14 protein-coding genes are annotated in these 15,895 nt (G+C 58.1%); 9 read left to right on the top strand and 5 right to left on the bottom strand.

Going from position 1 to position 15,895, the window contains the following annotated elements:
• The first annotated feature begins 13 nt into the window (after positions 1 to 13).
• From KORLAC_RS02180 to KORLAC_RS02150, 7 genes are all read left to right on the top strand, one after another.
• Positions 14 to 658 carry a CpaD family pilus assembly lipoprotein gene (locus tag KORLAC_RS02180; RefSeq protein WP_068302212.1) on the top strand — a complete coding sequence of 215 codons (645 nt, stop codon included), beginning with the start codon at positions 14 to 16 and terminating at the stop codon, positions 656 to 658.
• A 9-nt stretch (positions 659 to 667) separates the two neighbouring features.
• Positions 668 to 1,885 carry a CpaE/TadZ family protein gene (locus KORLAC_RS02175; RefSeq protein ID WP_068302210.1) on the top strand — a complete coding sequence of 406 codons (1,218 nt, stop codon included), beginning with the start codon at positions 668 to 670 and terminating at the stop codon, positions 1,883 to 1,885.
• 60 nt (positions 1,886 to 1,945) lie between these two features.
• Positions 1,946 to 3,637, top strand: coding sequence for a TadA family conjugal transfer-associated ATPase (locus KORLAC_RS02170; RefSeq protein ID WP_068302207.1), 1,692 nt, complete (start codon positions 1,946 to 1,948; stop codon positions 3,635 to 3,637).
• A gap of 3 nt (positions 3,638 to 3,640) precedes the next feature.
• The gene (locus KORLAC_RS02165; protein WP_068302203.1) at positions 3,641 to 4,630 is read left to right on the top strand and encodes a type II secretion system F family protein; all 990 of its coding nucleotides are present in this window, start codon (positions 3,641 to 3,643) and stop codon (positions 4,628 to 4,630) included.
• 6 nt (positions 4,631 to 4,636) lie between these two features.
• Positions 4,637 to 5,620 carry a type II secretion system F family protein gene (locus KORLAC_RS02160; RefSeq protein WP_068302200.1) on the top strand — a complete coding sequence of 328 codons (984 nt, stop codon included), beginning with the start codon at positions 4,637 to 4,639 and terminating at the stop codon, positions 5,618 to 5,620.
• Positions 5,621 to 6,170: 550 nt separating this feature from the next.
• Complete coding sequence (locus tag KORLAC_RS02155) at positions 6,171 to 7,079, top strand: hydrogen peroxide-inducible genes activator (RefSeq protein ID WP_068302197.1); 909 nt, start codon at positions 6,171 to 6,173, stop codon at positions 7,077 to 7,079.
• 10 nt (positions 7,080 to 7,089) lie between these two features.
• Entirely contained in the window at positions 7,090 to 7,413 is a 324-nt protein-coding gene (locus tag KORLAC_RS02150) for a hypothetical protein (RefSeq protein ID WP_068302192.1), read from the top strand.
• 28 nt (positions 7,414 to 7,441) lie between these two features.
• On the opposite strand, the gene KORLAC_RS02145 is transcribed toward KORLAC_RS02150, so the two are convergent.
• Both KORLAC_RS02145 and KORLAC_RS02140 read right to left on the bottom strand, forming a co-directional pair.
• Entirely contained in the window at positions 7,442 to 7,870 is a 429-nt protein-coding gene (locus KORLAC_RS02145; protein WP_068302186.1) for a hypothetical protein, read from the bottom strand.
• A gap of 296 nt (positions 7,871 to 8,166) precedes the next feature.
• Positions 8,167 to 9,120 carry a GNAT family N-acetyltransferase gene (locus KORLAC_RS02140; RefSeq protein WP_068302184.1) on the bottom strand — a complete coding sequence of 318 codons (954 nt, stop codon included), beginning with the start codon at positions 9,118 to 9,120 and terminating at the stop codon, positions 8,167 to 8,169.
• 131 nt (positions 9,121 to 9,251) lie between these two features.
• Here KORLAC_RS02140 and KORLAC_RS02135 point away from each other — a divergent pair, with 131 nt between their 5' ends.
• Complete coding sequence (locus tag KORLAC_RS02135) at positions 9,252 to 9,848, top strand: cytochrome b family protein (protein ID WP_068302182.1); 597 nt, start codon at positions 9,252 to 9,254, stop codon at positions 9,846 to 9,848.
• A 36-nt stretch (positions 9,849 to 9,884) separates the two neighbouring features.
• Positions 9,885 to 11,915, top strand: a complete 2,031-nt coding sequence (locus tag KORLAC_RS02130; RefSeq protein WP_241493357.1) for an alpha/beta hydrolase family protein — start codon at positions 9,885 to 9,887, stop codon at positions 11,913 to 11,915.
• Positions 11,916 to 11,958: 43 nt separating this feature from the next.
• On the opposite strand, the gene KORLAC_RS02125 is transcribed toward KORLAC_RS02130, so the two are convergent.
• From KORLAC_RS02125 to KORLAC_RS02115, 3 genes are all read right to left on the bottom strand, one after another.
• Positions 11,959 to 13,011 carry a serine hydrolase domain-containing protein gene (locus tag KORLAC_RS02125; protein WP_082714450.1) on the bottom strand — a complete coding sequence of 351 codons (1,053 nt, stop codon included), beginning with the start codon at positions 13,009 to 13,011 and terminating at the stop codon, positions 11,959 to 11,961.
• Positions 13,012 to 13,078: 67 nt separating this feature from the next.
• Positions 13,079 to 14,344 carry an amidohydrolase family protein gene (locus KORLAC_RS02120; protein WP_068302168.1) on the bottom strand — a complete coding sequence of 422 codons (1,266 nt, stop codon included), beginning with the start codon at positions 14,342 to 14,344 and terminating at the stop codon, positions 13,079 to 13,081.
• Complete coding sequence (locus tag KORLAC_RS02115) at positions 14,341 to 15,774, bottom strand: amidohydrolase (RefSeq protein ID WP_175445645.1); 1,434 nt, start codon at positions 15,772 to 15,774, stop codon at positions 14,341 to 14,343. Before KORLAC_RS02115 ends, KORLAC_RS02120 begins: the two co-directional genes overlap by 4 nt.
• Between the last annotated feature and the right edge of the window lie 121 nt (positions 15,775 to 15,895).

The raw sequence follows: 15,895 nt of genomic DNA, 5'->3' as shown, positions 1-15,895 counted from the left end.
AAGGAACAGGACCATGACCAATCAGGCAAAAATACTGAAATCGGCATTCCTTGGCCTTGGGCTTCTTGGCCTGACGGCATGCCAGCACACAGATGTGGCGGCCCCGTCGCACCTGGAAACCACCATGCGCAACAGCGTACAGATGATCCGCCTGCCCTATGAAATCAAGGCAGAGGAAGACGGCACAAGCACGCCTTCGGGCGCAACATATAGCGGTATCCAGACTTTCCTGAAAGCCGCCAACGTCTCCTATGGCGATGTTCTGATGCTGGACGGGGGCAATGCCTCCGACGACCGGTTGATGGCACTTGAGGACTATTTCAAAAGCCAGGGCTACACTTATGGCGGCACAGCCACCCTGGGCGGCATGCCATCTGGCGGCAGTGTGATGCTCTACCTCGAGCGGTATGTGGTGACCACACCAAACTGTGGTGAATGGGCGGCTGAAACTTCGAACAATCAGCGCAACAACCCAAGCAGTTTCCTGGGATGCTCCAATACAGCCAACCTTGGCCTGATGGTCGCCAACCCCCGGGACTTGATCGCGGGTCAAAGCGGCGCCGGCTTTACCTCCACCGCAGTTGACCAGCTCATCGCACCTCTATCGGGCGAAGAACCAGTCACTGGCGCTGGCGGCCTTCCTGGCGACAAGAAGTAAGAGGGCAAGATGAACATGACGGCAAAAGTTGAAACAACCGCCCGCGAGCCCTTTGCAGCCTTCATGGCTGACAATGACACGCTTCAGACGCTGTCTGGCGTCGCAGCCAAAATCGGCTGGAACCCGGAAATGGTATACCCTGGTGGTATCGGCCAGGCCGTGCGGGCCCTCGGCGCCATGCCCTGCCCCGAATTCCTGGTCGTCGACATTTCCGGTAGCGCTGACCCGCGCGCCGATATGCAGGCGCTGGCCGACGTGGCCGAGGAAGGCACCCTTGTGCTGGCGATAGGCGATGTCAATGACGTGACCCTGTACCGAGACCTGATCCACGCAGGCGTCTTTGATTACCTGGTAAAGCCCGTCACCGGCGAGCTGCTACAGAATGCCCTGCTCGCGGCACAGGAAGCCCTTGTCGCCGTGGATGAAGCGCCCGACCAGCATGTAAAAACCGACAACCGACAGATTGTGTGTGTGGGTGTTCGCGGCGGCCTTGGCACCAGTTCCATCGTGACCAACCTTGCCTGGCTAATGGCCGAGAAAGACAAGAACACTGCAATCCTGGATTTGGACCTCTATTTCGGTACCTCAGCCATGCAGTTTGATCTGGAACCCGGTCGTGGGCTGCCTGATGCGCTTGATAACCCGCACCGTGTAGATGGCCTGTTTCTGGAGCGCGCCGTGGTCAAACCCCACGAAAAGCTGGCGATACTGGCTGCTGAGGCGCCTGTTGGCGCCTTCCGAGAGCCTGCTGAAGGAGCACTGGAACAACTGGTTACAGCACTTGGCGAAAACTACTCCAATGTGATCGTAGATATCCCACGCCAGATGCTGGGTGACCATGCTGATATCCTCAAGGCAGCCACCGATATCATAATGGTGACGGATTTCTCCCTTCCGGCAGCGCGCGACTGTATCCGCCTGATGGCTCATATCAAGCAAGCCGCCCCAAACGCGGAAATCCATGTGGTGGCCGACAAGGTGGGTATGGTGCCGAACGAGGTTGACGAAAAGGACTTCGAAAATTCGATCGAGCATTCGGTCAAAGTCAAAATCCCGTTTGATCCGAAGACATCCATGGCTGCATCGCAGCAAGGCAAGGTCGTCGTGGATGCGCTTCCGAACAGCAAAACAGCTGCCGCCTATAAGGAACTCCTGCAGCTGATCGACGCCGATGACGAAGAAACGCAAAAATCGGGGTCCTGGTTAGACAAATTATTAAAGAAATAGCGGTTTTATAGAGATCGAGCACAACGAACCAACTTGGTAAGTCAGGACTAGTTTAGCGGTATGAAGTCGCAGGCATTTGGCAAAAAACGGCAAGGACTGAAACGCGGCAGCGGCTTTGGCAGAAGCGCCACTTCCGCCGCACCGTCGGTCACGCCTTCCATTGTTGACGTTCAGGAGACGCCCGGCACCAGCAATCTGGCCGCGCCGATCACTGATCCAGGAACAGTAAGCGCTGTGGAAATGCTGGCGTCGCTGGCCGAAGCCCAACTCAAGGACAATTTCACGCCAGACGAACTACGGATGTCGCAGAAAGCCGAAGTGACCAAAAAGTTGCAGGGGTTGGTCGAACGCGTCATGCATAGCGAAGAGGCCAATCTGTCCGAACAGGAACAGAAAGATCTTGTTACCTACCTGTTGAACGAAGCCGAGGCCAATATTGGCCCCATCGGCGACGCGGCCCCTGACGCCCCAAAAGCCAAAGACGCCAACAAACAAACCTTGTTTGAAGCCAAAACCCGTGTCCAGACCCTGCTGATGGAACATATCGATCCGGCAGCGGCGGCAGAGCTGCCCCGTCCGGAACTGGCCGAACAGGTTGGTGAAGTTGTCGGTGAACTACTGGTTCAGGAAAAGATCAACCTGAACCTGTCCGAGCAGCGCGACCTTGTCACATTGCTGCTCGATGACATGCTGGGCCTTGGCCCGCTTGAGCCCCTGCTGGCCGACGACAGCATCTCTGATATCATGGTCAATGGCCCGAACCAGGTTTACGTGGAACAGAAGGGTCGTCTGACACTCACGGATGTCCATTTCCGTAACAACCAGCACCTGATGAATATCGCCCAGCGGATTGTGACCGCTGTGGGCCGCCGGGTGGACGAAACCTCACCCATCTGTGACGCCCGTCTGGCGGATGGCAGCCGGGTAAACGTGATTGCGCCACCACTTGCCATCGACGGAGCATCCATTTCCATCCGGAAATTTACTAAAGACAAGATCACGCTGGATAAGATGCTGGATTTTGGCTCAATCACTGCGCCGCTAGCCAAGCTTCTCAAGATCGCAGGCGCCTGCCGCCTCAACATCATGATCTCTGGCGGTACGGGCTCTGGTAAAACCACCATGCTGAACGCGCTCAGCCGTATGATCGACAAAGGCGAGCGCGTTGTCACCATTGAGGATGCGGCCGAGCTTCAGCTCCAGCAGCCGCATGTGGTGCGTCTTGAAACACGCCCACCAAACCTTGAAGGCCAGGGCGAAGTGACCATGCGGGATCTGGTGAAAAACGCCCTGCGTATGCGCCCGGACCGGATCATCCTTGGCGAGATTCGCGGCGGTGAAGCCATCGACATGCTACAGGCCATGAACACTGGCCACGACGGTTCCATGGGCACCATCCACGCCAACCGCCCGCGCGAGGCACTGACCCGGCTTGAGAACATGGTGAATATGGCCGGCCTGCACCTACCCGCAAAAGCTATCCGCGAACAGATCGCTGGGTCCCTGGACATGATCGTACAGGTACAGCGGATGCGCGATGGTGGCCGCAGGACAACCCACGTCACCGAAGTGGTGGGTATGGAAGGCGATGTGATCACCACCCAGGATCTTTTCAAATATGAGTTCACGGGCGAGGACGAAAGTGGTCGTCTGGTGGGCCATTTCCACTCAACAGGCGTACGGCCACATTTCTTGACAAAAGCCGAATATTTCGGCCTCGACCGTGCGCTGATGGAGGCAATGAACGGATAGACCATGCAGGGCGCCAATCTGAATATCATCCTACTGGCCGGCGGGCTGACCACGATCATTCTGATTGTGCTCGGGTTCTTCGTTGCAGGCATGCTCAGCAAAGGCCGCAAGGAAACCCGTGCACGGCTGGAGCAATTCAAGGCCCGGTTTGAGAACAAAACCACCCTGAAAGGCGAGCAATCCCGTTCCATCCGCGTACGCCAGAGCGAGGCTGGTTTCGCCGGCATGATCGCGGAAATGCTGCCGCGCCAGGACCAGATCCAGAAGCGCCTTGCCCAGGCAGGGCTTGAGATACAGCTTTCAAAGTATGCAGCTGTATCCTTTGGCATCGCTGTCATTTCTGCTGGCGTCTTCATGGTGATGGGATTTGGATGGGTACTCGGCGCGGCGCTCGGGATCATCCTGGGCTTCGGCCTGCCCCACATGTGGGTATCCGGCCGTATCAACAAACGCAAGGAACGTTTCACCAAACAGTTCCCGGAGGCGATGGACCTGATGGTACGTGGCCTCAAATCTGGTCTACCGGTGAACGAATGCATTGCCAACGTTGCCAAGGAAATGAGTGCGCCTACCGGGGTCGAATTCCAGAAGATCACCGATGCCATGCGCCTCGGCAAACAACTTGAAGAGGCCCTTTGGGAAACCGCGGACCGGCTGGATACACCAGATTTCAAATTCTTCGTCATATCGCTTGTCGTACAGCGCGAAACGGGCGGTAACCTTGGTGAAACACTTGGGAATTTGGCCAACATCCTGAGAAGCCGGCAGGCGATGAAACTGAAGGTACGTGCACTGTCGTCCGAGGCCAAAGCAAGCGCCTGGATCGTAGGAGCGCTACCGTTCATCATGTTGGGGGCAATCCTCGCCATCAACTATGATTATGGCATCATTCTCTTTACCCATCCGAAAGCCATCATGGCTGGGTTGGGCGGGCTTTTGTGGATGAGCCTGGGCATCTTCATCATGTCCAGAATGATCAAGTTCGAGGTCTAGGAACAGATGCAGCAAATTGAAGACATTCTTGGCATCCAGATCATTGACATCCTTTCGGTTGTCGCAGGCCTTGTCGCGCTTCTGGTGATGTATACCATCTATCAGACCGCACTGGTGCGTGACCCGATGAAGGGGCGCGTGAAGTCCCTGCAGGACCGCCGGGATTCCCTGAAAGCCGGCCTCATGACCACATCCAAGCGCCGATCACCAGTAAAAAAGGTGGACGGTGTTGGTGCCATGCGCAAGCTGGCCGACAAACTGCAGCTGCTGCAAAAGGAACAGACCCAGAAAGTTTCTGCCCAACTGACCCAGGCCGGGTTCCGCTCAAAAGACGCGCTGGTGATATTCCAGGTCGCGCGCCTTACCATGCCGCTGATCATGGGCCTGGTGGCCGTTACCTTGTTCTACGGCATGGGTGTCTGGGCCAGCAAAGCCAGCATGTACCCGATCTTTTCCGTCTGTGCCGTGCTGTTGGGCTTCAAGCTCCCGGATATGTATGTTTCCAACGTCAAATCCAAGCGCACCGAGGCTTTGCGGAAGTCACTACCAGACGCACTCGACCTTCTTGTGGTGTGTGCGGAGGCGGGGCTGACGCTTGATAGTGCCCTTAACCGGGTGGCCAAAGAGCTTGGCCGCGCGGCACCAGAACTATCCGATGAGTTCTCCTTGACGGCCATCGAGCTGGGTTTCCTGCCCGAACGGCGCCAGGCCCTTCTGAACCTCTCGGAACGGGTTGACCTGCCCGCCCTCAGAGGCGTGGTAACCACTTTGGTGCAGAGCGAGCGCTACGGGACACCGCTGGCAACAAGCCTGCGTGTGCTGTCGGCAGAGTTCCGGAACGAGCGGCTGATGCTGGCGGAAGAAAAAGCCGCCCGGCTGCCGGCCACCCTTACTGTGCCGCTAATCCTGTTCATCTTGCCGACGTTGTTTGTGGTCCTCCTGGGGCCCGCAGCCTGCAAGGTTACCGACGGTTTCATCAACCGCAGCTAAAGGCTACCCGCGAATCACTTTACAGGAAGACCCGACGCATTTTTGCGTTGCTCCACTATTGCTGGTTTGGCTGCACCAAAGTGTATCAAAATGCTGCGCTGCACCCCAAAAAAACACCTGTAAACCAAGGATTTGAACGATTTCGAGCAGACAAGCATTGACCCGAAGGCCGATATTTGGTTTCTTAGGAGGTGCGAGAGGGCGCGTCTCGACTGCGCCCACTCCTATTACGGTTGCGTGACTGCAGCCGTACTATCCTCGCTGTCGTGACTCGGGCCGGGTTTTTACCCGGCCATTTTTTTGGCCAAATGCCTGTTGGCCAGACAACAGCCTGGTCAAAAACATCCACTAATACAGACTAGATACGGAGCCCCCACACGCAGGGCAACGATAGTAGAAAGTCGAATTGTGACCATAATCAGGCAGCTTGCCTTTTTCGGGGTTGATTACCGCGCCCCCATCCAGCTTCGCGAAAGTGGTTGGTCTTGGCCCTTACCAAGCCTATAGTGAAAGCATGAATTTATTAATGGTATTATAATCGGACAAATCGATGAGCTTCCCCCCCACCCTGAAACAGCTGCGGTACCTTGTGGCCCTGCACCGTACGAACCATTTCGGTAAGGCGGCGGATGCCTGCCACGTGACCCAGTCCACCCTGTCTGCGGGCTTGCAGGAGCTGGAAAACCTTTTGGGGACCCAGCTTGTGGAACGCACCAAGCGCTCGGTGATGTTCACGGCCCTTGGGGAAGAGATCGTGCGGCGTGCCCAAGGCATCCTGAATGATGTGGATGACCTGACAGACCTGGCCACTTCAGCCAAGGACCCGCTCAAGGGCATCGTCCGAATGGGCGTTATCCCCACCATCGCACCGTTTCTTTTGCCCAAAATCATGCCCGCGATCAGCCGGAAGCTGCCGGACCTCGAATTGCACCTGCGGGAGGACAAGTCCGCCGAGCTGTGTGAGCTGGTGCGTTCAGGCGAGCTGGATTTGGTCCTGTATGCCTTGCCCTACGCCTGCGGTGATGTCGCCGAACTGCCACTGTTCCACGACCCATTCCTTGTGGCCTTCCCGGAAGGTGAGGCACCCAAGGGCGGCATCAAATCAACCGAGCTGGACGAAAAACGCCTGATGCTTCTGGAGGAAGGCCACTGCCTGCGCGATCATGCACTCGAGGCCTGCCAACTGCTGGGCCGCGGCGCGCGCCGCGAGATGGCGGGCACCAGCCTCAATACCATCCTGCAAATGGTGGCGGCGGGCCACGGCATTACCCTGCTGCCAGGAATGGCAGTGGAAGCCGGTCTGACCGAAGGCACAGGCGTTGAAGTACTGCCATTTGCTGACATTGTCCCCACCCGCACCATCGGCCTGATCTGGCGCAAAACCAACCCACGCGCCTCCACCTTTGAAGCACTGGGGCGGGTGATCAAGGAAGTTGGCGCGGACCACCACCTATCGTGAGCAGGACTGTATGAGTAGCGATTACGGCATCTGTATCTATCGGCCAAGCTCGGAGCCCGGGACGCTGGAAGCCACGTGGTTCGAAGCTGGCCTGCCACAGGACAAACCCTGTCGCGGCTTGGCTGTTGGTGGGCCGTCTGAGGGCCTTGCCGGGTCTTATCAGGTAACCTATTTTGGGCCTGACGGCGCTGAAGCCGCATGCTTCGACCTCGATATCAAACGCACAGACCATACCTTCAGCCTGACATGGAAGAAAGACGGCAAAGTCGCTTGTACCGGTGTCGGATTGCCGCTGGACGACGGCCTTGCACTCGCTTACCGGACCCAGCCCTGAAGCTGAAATGTAAACTGGCGGTGCCCTGTCAGCTTGTCTTGGCGCTAGCCAACAACTGCCAGAATGAAAGGGCTTCACCAGCTTTGGTGCCCGAAAAATAATTTTCCCGAACCACATCGCCATTCTGCCAGTAAAGCACATGCACGCCGTCAATCTGGCCCTGACCATATTCCGGGTGATCGTACCGTGTCTGGTTGTTCAAAACGGAGATACCCCGCCCTACGTCCAGGTACACCAGTCGAACATCGCCGTCGATTGACAGACACGGCTCAATGAAAGGTTTCTGGCGCGCCAGGGCTTCAAAGCGATCTTCAGCAAACAGATAGTCATTTTCAAAGACACGCGCATCCGGCGCATAGAACTGCTCAAGCGCTTCCAGCACCTGGCCGCGGTTCAACATCGCAATCAGATCTTCAATCTGTTGACGCAGCGCCGGTTCTGCCCAGCCGTCTGACATGGTTGCTCCCTACAGCATTGTTGTTGTTTGCTTTATGGGACAACTCACGCGCCCTTGACCCTCCGCAATTAAGAATAAAAAAGCCGCTCCCGGGAGTACCAGGAGCGGCAGGACGACATGCTTCGACCAAAAACTGGGGGCTAGTAGCCGAAGCGTGCGAGGAACAGGGAAGTCAGCATCCCGACTGCTAGGGGGGAGGAAGGGGTCAAGCCGGGCTGCTGCTTACCCTTGAATATGGGGGAAGCCGTTCATTTGATCCAACGAATAGAAATGGATTTAGTAATCGTGAAAAGCGATCAATCCAGCCGGTACAGATATTCCTCAACGGCCACGCCGCGGATATCGGAATGATAGCTGTCTTCGCCCACACGTTTGAAGCCACACTTCTCCAGAACCCGGCCTGAAGCGGGGTGATCCTTGGCCACACGGGCACACAGGGCACAGTTTCGTGTGCCCATTTGGTCAAGGAGTTCCGCCAATGCTTTAGTGGCAATACCGCCCCCCCAGTGTGCCCTTCCCAGCCAATAGCTGACCTCCGGCACACCGTCCCGTTTGAACATCGCCAGATAACCCGCGACATTGCCTTCCCAAAGAATGGTCTTAATCGTGGCACCGGCAGCCAAAGAATTTTCATGAAACAGCTGATAGGCTTCCACGCTGTCAAAAACGCGGCCACCCGCCGCCTGCCACTGGGCTTCCTTGTCCTGATGCTGCTCAAACAGGATCGGATAGTCGCTGGCCGCCGGATCTGCCAGATGCACATCGCCCCTGAGTTCGGTGCGCTGGCTTTCAATGTCGCCCTCGCGCGCCATCGACGTACCCGTTTCAAGGCCCACTTTTACAAAGCCCAGTTTTTCGAGCACCCTGCCGGACGCGGGATTGTCGGTAAAATAGTTGGCGACGATTGGCCCCGCGAGCCGGTCTTCGCGGGCCATGGCCACGATCATCCGTGCCATCCTGGTTGCCAGACCGCGCCCGCGCGCGTTTCGGTGCACGGAATAGCCGATCTCCAACTCGCCATCACGGAAGAAATAGCCACCATTTCCGACATACTGGCCGTCGTCAAAAAAGCCCCGGTCTTTCATCTCGCCTTTGGCTTCGCCCTCAAGGCGCGACGCCATGCGCTCCCGCGCCCAGGCAAGGTCGATCGGATGCGGCACCGTTCCCGCATTGCGCGCCAGGCCGGGGTCGTTGAAAAGATCGAAATAAGCTTCAAGGTCCGCGTCCGTCAGCGGCTTCATCTCAAGCATAGTTTTACTCGCTGTCTTGTGTGTTTGTTTTCTTGGTAACTATGCCAGACTTTCATTAGGCTATGCGTTTCTGTCAACCAGTTGAATGCACGCGCCATCGCGCGATAAAGAAACCGGGAAGGATTTCCGCCATGGTGGCACTGATTGAAGGCAAAAGAATTTTCATTCCTGTGGTGCTGTTGCTGGTAGCCTACACCAGCAGCCAAATTACCGCTGCCGGAAGCTATGTTGACGCGCTACCGGCACTGATGTTCCCAACAGCGCACTTCGGCTTCATCTTTTTCTTTTTCGCCTTCACCGCGTCAAGCCTTGCGCGGCTGGCGCCGGGCGCGGGGCCCCGCTTCCTGATGCGAAACCGGCGCTATATCGGCTTGTCGTTCGCCATCATCCACGGCACGCATGGTGCCATTGTGCTGTCGAACCTGGCGCTGACGGATGCCAGCAGGACGCTGCCCGTGCTGGCCGTTGGCGGCACGGCCTACCTGTTCCTGATCGCCATGACGCTGACATCATCCGGCGCGGCAGTGCGGCGGTTGGGCGCAAAACGATGGAAACAACTGCATAAGGTTGGCAGCTACTATATCTGGGCTATTTTCTTGGTGACGTCGCTCAATCAGCTTCTTGATCCTGGCCCGCGAACCTGGCTGCCGCTGATGTGCCTTTTGGCGCTGGGGCTGAGGATCGCGGCCCACAGGCAGGGCAAACGCAAACGGGCGACACAAAAATAACATTGGCTGGCAATGCCAGCGGTCAAGGAGGAACTTATGTTGAAACCCGCAATCATTCTGATTGCTGCGCTGGCAGCGACACAGCCGGCTTGGGCCGAAAACGCCGACAGCAAGCTGTTCAAGGCCGAAGATATTTTCAATCTGGAATATGCCACTGGCCCAGCCCTGTCGCCGGATGGCAGCCGTGTCATCTATGAGCGTCGCAGCAACGACATCATGACGGACCGCACGCGTACCAACGTGTGGATTGTGGATGCGGACGGTACGGGCCATATGCCGCTGATGTCGGGCCGCAAGAATTTCTCCAGCCCTGTGTGGTCACCAGGCGGCGACCGCATCGCATACCTTTCAAACGAGGAAGGCAGCACCCAGCTGTATGTCCTGTGGGTCAAAAGCGGCCGCTCTGCCCTGGTTTCCAACCTGCAGGAAAGCCCACGCAATATCAGCTGGTCGCCTGACGGCAAGCATTTGGCCTTCACCATGATGGTTCCGGCAGACCATACCCCGCTGAAGGTTGAAATGCCCAAGAAGCCGGAAGGCGCCAAGTGGGCCGACAAGGTGAAATATGTCTCGAAAGCGCGGTATCAACGTGACGGTCAGGGCATTCTGGAGCCTGCCTTCAGTCATGTCTTCATCATCCCGGCTGATGGTGGCAGTGCCCGCCAGCTGACGAGCGGCGAGTTCAACCATCGTGGGCCACTGGCCTTCACCCCTGATGGCAGTGAAATCCTGTTTTCCGCCAACCGCAATGACGACTGGGAATATGAACAGCGCGACAGCGACCTGTTCGCTGTAAAGCTGGACGGCACAATCCGCCAGATCACCAGCACGCCTGGGTCAGAGGAAGCGCCCACCGTGTCGCCCGACGGCAAGACCGTTGCTTTCCTGGCCCGTGACGGAGAAAAACTGGCCTACCGCAACCGCGAACTGATGCTGATGCCGCTCGAGGGCGGCGACGCCACAAGCCTGACACCAGACCTTGACCGGTCGGTGGACAAAGCCATCTGGGACGCGCGTGGGCGTGGCCTCTATTTCATGACCGAAAACCGGGGCCTTGCGGAAGTGCACTATACCGACACCCGCGGCAAGCGCCGGATGGTGGCAGATGCGCTGGGCGGCACCTCTATCGGCCGCCCCTACACCAGCGGTGACTTTGATGCTGCGGGCGGCACGGTTGCTTTCACGCGCGGCAGCGGCACCCGCCCCGCTGATATCTTTGCTGTGCGCGGCGGCAAGACCACGCAATTGACGGCCCTGAATGAAGATGCGCTGGGGCACAAGACACTGGGCGAAACCCATGAGATCATCTACAAGTCATCGATCGACGGGGAGGAAATCCAGGGCTGGTATATCACCCCACCGGGCTTCGACCCGACCAGCAAAAAATACCCGCTGATCCTCGAGATTCACGGCGGGCCGCACCTCTCGTACGGGCCCAATTTTTCTGCAGAAATGCAGCGCTATGCCGCTGAAGGATATGTGGTTTTCTATGATAACCACCGGGGCAGCACCAGCTATGGCGAGCGCTTCGCACTTCTTCTGCAGAATAAATATTCGAGCGAGTTCGACTTTGCCGACCATAACTCTGGCGTCGATGCCATGATCGGCCTCGGCTTCGTTGACCCAGACCAGCTTTATATCACCGGCGGGTCCGCCGGCGGCATCGCCAGCGCCTATGCAATCGGCCTCACGGACCGCTTCCGGGCGGCGGCTGTGGCCAAACCGGTGATCAACTGGATATCGAAGGTACTGACGGCCGATAGCTACCTGGGGCAGATCCCCTACCAGTTCCCCGGTATGCCGTGGGACAATGTGGAGCACTACTGGAAACGCTCGCCGCTCAGTCTTGTCGGCAACGTGACCACGCCCACGCTGCTGATCACCGGCGAAGCGGACCGCCGAACGCCAATTTCAGAAACAGAGCAGTTTTATCAGGCGCTGAAGCTCAGGCGGGTTGATACCCTGATGGTACGCGTGCCCGACAGCCCACACGGCATCGCGGGCAGGCCGTCCCGGCTTGTCGCCAAGGTGGAAAACATCCTCGCCTGGTTCGAAAAATACAAATAAGCCAACAAAAAAGGCCGGGGAGACCCGGCCTTTTATTTCAGGGCTACATGCCTTCGGTCACAAGTCCGACCATGGCATCGCGCATGGCTTTGAAATGTTTCTGGTGTAGGACCGCGCCAGCAATCGCACGTTTCTGGGACGGCACATAGATCGCCAGCGTGCCCCAGAAGCCTGAATGCTCATAGAAGGTCACACCGTCAACTTCATACACAAAGATGCCAAGCCGGTAAGGGCTCGCATCTGGCAGGCCCTCTTGTGAGAGCATCAGGTCCAGAGTGCCTTCCTTCTTGAACACGTCACCGCCGAACAGCGCAGAGAAGAAGATCGCCATATCCTCGGTGGTGGACACCAAGCCACCGCCGCCATAATGGTCGAGCGTCGCACTCCAGCCGTGCGTGTCCATGCCCTGGAAATACTGGTGCGCCCGGCGCGCTTCGGCGCCCGTGTTCACCTCAACCAGTTCCCAATAGGTGTTCTTGAGATCAAAGCTGTCGAGCGCCAGATAGCTGCGCACAGCTGCGGCCAGCGACAGGCCGGATTGCTTCTCGATAATATGACCAAGGAGCACATAGCCGGTATCTGAATAGCTGAATTTCTCGCCCGGTTCCCCGAGCGGATCAAGCCAGTCAACGGCGCCTTTCACCTGCTCTTCCCTCGTCCAGTGGTGCGCGGGAACCGCCAGGAGCGTATCGAAGAAGGGCTTGCCGTGGGTATGATCCACCAGGCCGCCGGTGTGGCTCAGGAGATGCTTCACCCTGATGGCTGAAGTGTCATAGCCATCAGACGTCAAAAGCTCATCGAAGCGCGCATCAATATAGTGGTTGATTGGCTGGGTGATATCCAGCTTGCCTTCTTCCACAAGCCTGAGCGCCGTGGCTGCCACGAAGGTTTTGGTGACACTGGCAATCCGCACTGGGGTGGTGTGGTCAAGCTTGTCGCCGGCAAGGTCTATCGTGCCGCCATTATTGTCCAAAACAAAGAAGGAAGCGCTCACGCCGTCACCTGCCGTGGCAGTAAACTGGTCAGCCAAATCTCCCGCCCCGACCGTGGTGGCAGCAACAGCCGCCAGCAGGGCACCAACGAACAATCCTCGCATCCTCGCCTCCTGATGTTCTTATGAAAAAGCCGGGGCAAGACCCCGGCTTTCAAATTCTATCATCTGCCTACTTGTTGTAGGCAGGCGACCGCGTGAGGTCCTTGTAGCGATCCCGCAGCTTGGTCTGCCGGCTTTCAAGGGCGACCTGTTCACCGCGAATGAACACCGCGTCGGCGCTGGTCATCAGCTCCAGCGGGTCACCGTTCCAGACAACCACGTCAGCGTCCTTGCCGGCTTCCATAGTGCCGTAGCTTGAAGCCACGCCGAAAATCTCGGCCGGGTTCTTGCTGATGGCATCCACGGCTGCCTCCCACGGCATACCCATGGCAACCGCGATGCCTGCGTTCTGGACCACGAGGCGGCTGTTGTGCGTGTCCGGCGCCATAAAGGCCACCTTCACGCCCGCCGCATGCAAACGGCCCGCTGCCGCGCTGGTATTCCCCAGCGTGTCGAAGTCTTCCGGCAGGTTGCGGCTTGGGTCCATCACCACTGGAATGCCGGCTGCGGCCAGCTCATCCGCCACCATCCAGGCTTCGGCGCCTGCGGTGATCACCACATTGATGCCGAACCGCTTCTTCAGCTCGATAACATTCAGGATGTCGGCCTTGCGCTCAACTTCCACCAGAAGCGGCACCTCGCCGGTCATAACGCGCTCAAGGGCAATCTTGCCGCTGTCATACTTCGGCTTCTTGTCCTTCTTGTCGTCGTCGTCCTTGTCGTCATCGCCGTTCGGGCGCGCGCCTTCAAGGGTGGTGATCACGCTGTCCCACAGTGCTGCGCGGCTGCCGCCGTTCGACCGGGCCGCGCTTTCATCCATATCGATGGAAAGTGCGACATGGTCGGCAACGATCATATCCTCGCCCGCCAGCGCCACCACGGCGCTTTGGCCCCGCCACATGTCCTTGGACGCTGAGAATCCCGTCACCGCGCGGGTCACGCCTTCGATGCGAGTGATCGGGATCAGGGTGGAAGCCGGATTGAAGGCATATTTGACCTCAAGGCCCATGCCGTTCTTATGGTCTGACGCACGCGCATCGTTAAGGTTACCGGAAAGCGGCACATCCTGAAGGCCCAGGTTGCTGCCGGAAACCATGAAGCCGACCGTGACCCACTTGCCCGAAGCATCCACCGCGCGGTAGCCCGCCGGCACGTCGCCGCCAGACGTCACGGACTGGATCTTGCCGTCATGGATCAGCACCGTGGCGTTTTCCACCTTGCCGCTGCCGCCGTCTGTGAAGGCTGTACCGCCCGTGATGGCGATGTCTTCAGCATTCACGCCAGCTGTCATCAGGGCCACCAGGGAGGCGCCCATAAGCGATTTGATCATGCTCATTTCACGTCTCCTTCACCAGGTTGGCCAAGCTCGAAATCCATCACCGGCTGGCGGGAAGGATCATGACGGTCAAAGGTGACAGCACCGTCAACGAACGTCATGTCAGCTTTGGTGTAGACACTGAACGGGTCACCGGACCACAGAACCACGTCTGCGTCCTTGCCAACTTCAAGCGTGCCTGTCTTGTCGTCGATGCCCAGCGATTTCGCCGGGTTCAGCGACAGCCACTGCCATGCTTCCGCCTTGGAGATGTCAACACCCACACGGCGGCCGTCAGCCAAGGCCTTCGCAGCTTCCTGGTTCAGGCGCTGAATGCCGCTGTCACTATCGGAATGAACGATGGCACAGGCACCGGCCTTGTGAACGAACGGAATATTTTCACGGATACCGTCATAGGCTTCCATCTTGAAGCCCCACCAGTCGGCCCACATGCTGGAACACACGCCGTCTTCCGCAAGCTTGTCAGCGATCTTGTAGCTTTCCACCGCGTGGTGGAAGCTTGAGATCTTGTAGTTAAATTCCTTCATCACGTCGAGCATGGTGCCCATGTCGTCGGCGCGGTAGCAGTGCATGTGCACAAGAATTTCACCGTTCAATACGCCTGCGAGCGTTTCAAGGTTCAGATCGCGCTTGGGCGGCAGGACATCCTTGCCCGCTTTATAGTCGCGCTCGTATTTGTCCCACGCACGCTGGTAATCCTGTGCCTCTGCCCATGCCGCGCGGTAACCGGCCACGTTACCCATGCGGGTGTGTGGGCGGAATTCAGGGCTGTTCTTGCCTTCGCCGTAAACGCGTTTCGGGTTTTCGCCACACGCCATTTTCATGCCGTAAGGAGCGCCCGGGAATTTCATGTCCTGTGCCACGCGGCCCGGCACGTTCTTGAGCGTCACCGACCGGCCGCCCACAAGGTTCGCGGAGCCGGGCAGCAGTTGAAGCGCGGTGATGCCGCCAGCGGCAGCCCGGATATAGCCGGGGTCCTGCGGCCAATTGGAATGCTCAACCCATGCGTCAGCGGTGACCGGCTCACCCACTTCGTTGCCGTCAGAATGCGACCGCACGCCGGGGCTTGGGTATACGCCCAGGTGGCTATGGGTGTCGATGATACCAGGCGTGACCCAGCGGCCTGTGCCGTCGATCACTTCAGCGCCTTCAGGCGCCTCAAGGTTCTGGCCAACCGCCTTGATATCGCCGCCTTCCATCAGGATCGAACCGCCGTCAATTCGGCCGCCTTTACCATCCAGGATGGTCACGTTGGTGATCAACGTGGGTTTGCTGGCCAGCGGGGTGTAGCTGCTTGGAAATGGGTCTTTGTTGATCTCGACAAACTCGCCCTGTTCTTCGCCTGGCTGGCAGGCTGCAAGCGCAAGCCCCATGGCAGTGATGGCGAGCCCTGATCGCAGCCATGCGGGCCGCGTCATTGCTTTTTTCATGATTGTTTCTCCCTGTTACCGCCCTATCCCCTGGCGGCGTGTCGCGGGAGCGTATCAAGGCGAATAATCCGAGTCATCAAAAAGCGCTTCAACTTTCGTTGAGATCGACGAGCCGTGCCAT

Source organism: Kordiimonas lacus (assembly GCF_001550055.1).
Taxonomy (GTDB): domain Bacteria; phylum Pseudomonadota; class Alphaproteobacteria; order Sphingomonadales; family Kordiimonadaceae; genus Kordiimonas; species Kordiimonas lacus.
Note: the sequence above shows the minus strand (reverse complement) of the source record. Positions and strands in the feature narration are given on the sequence as shown.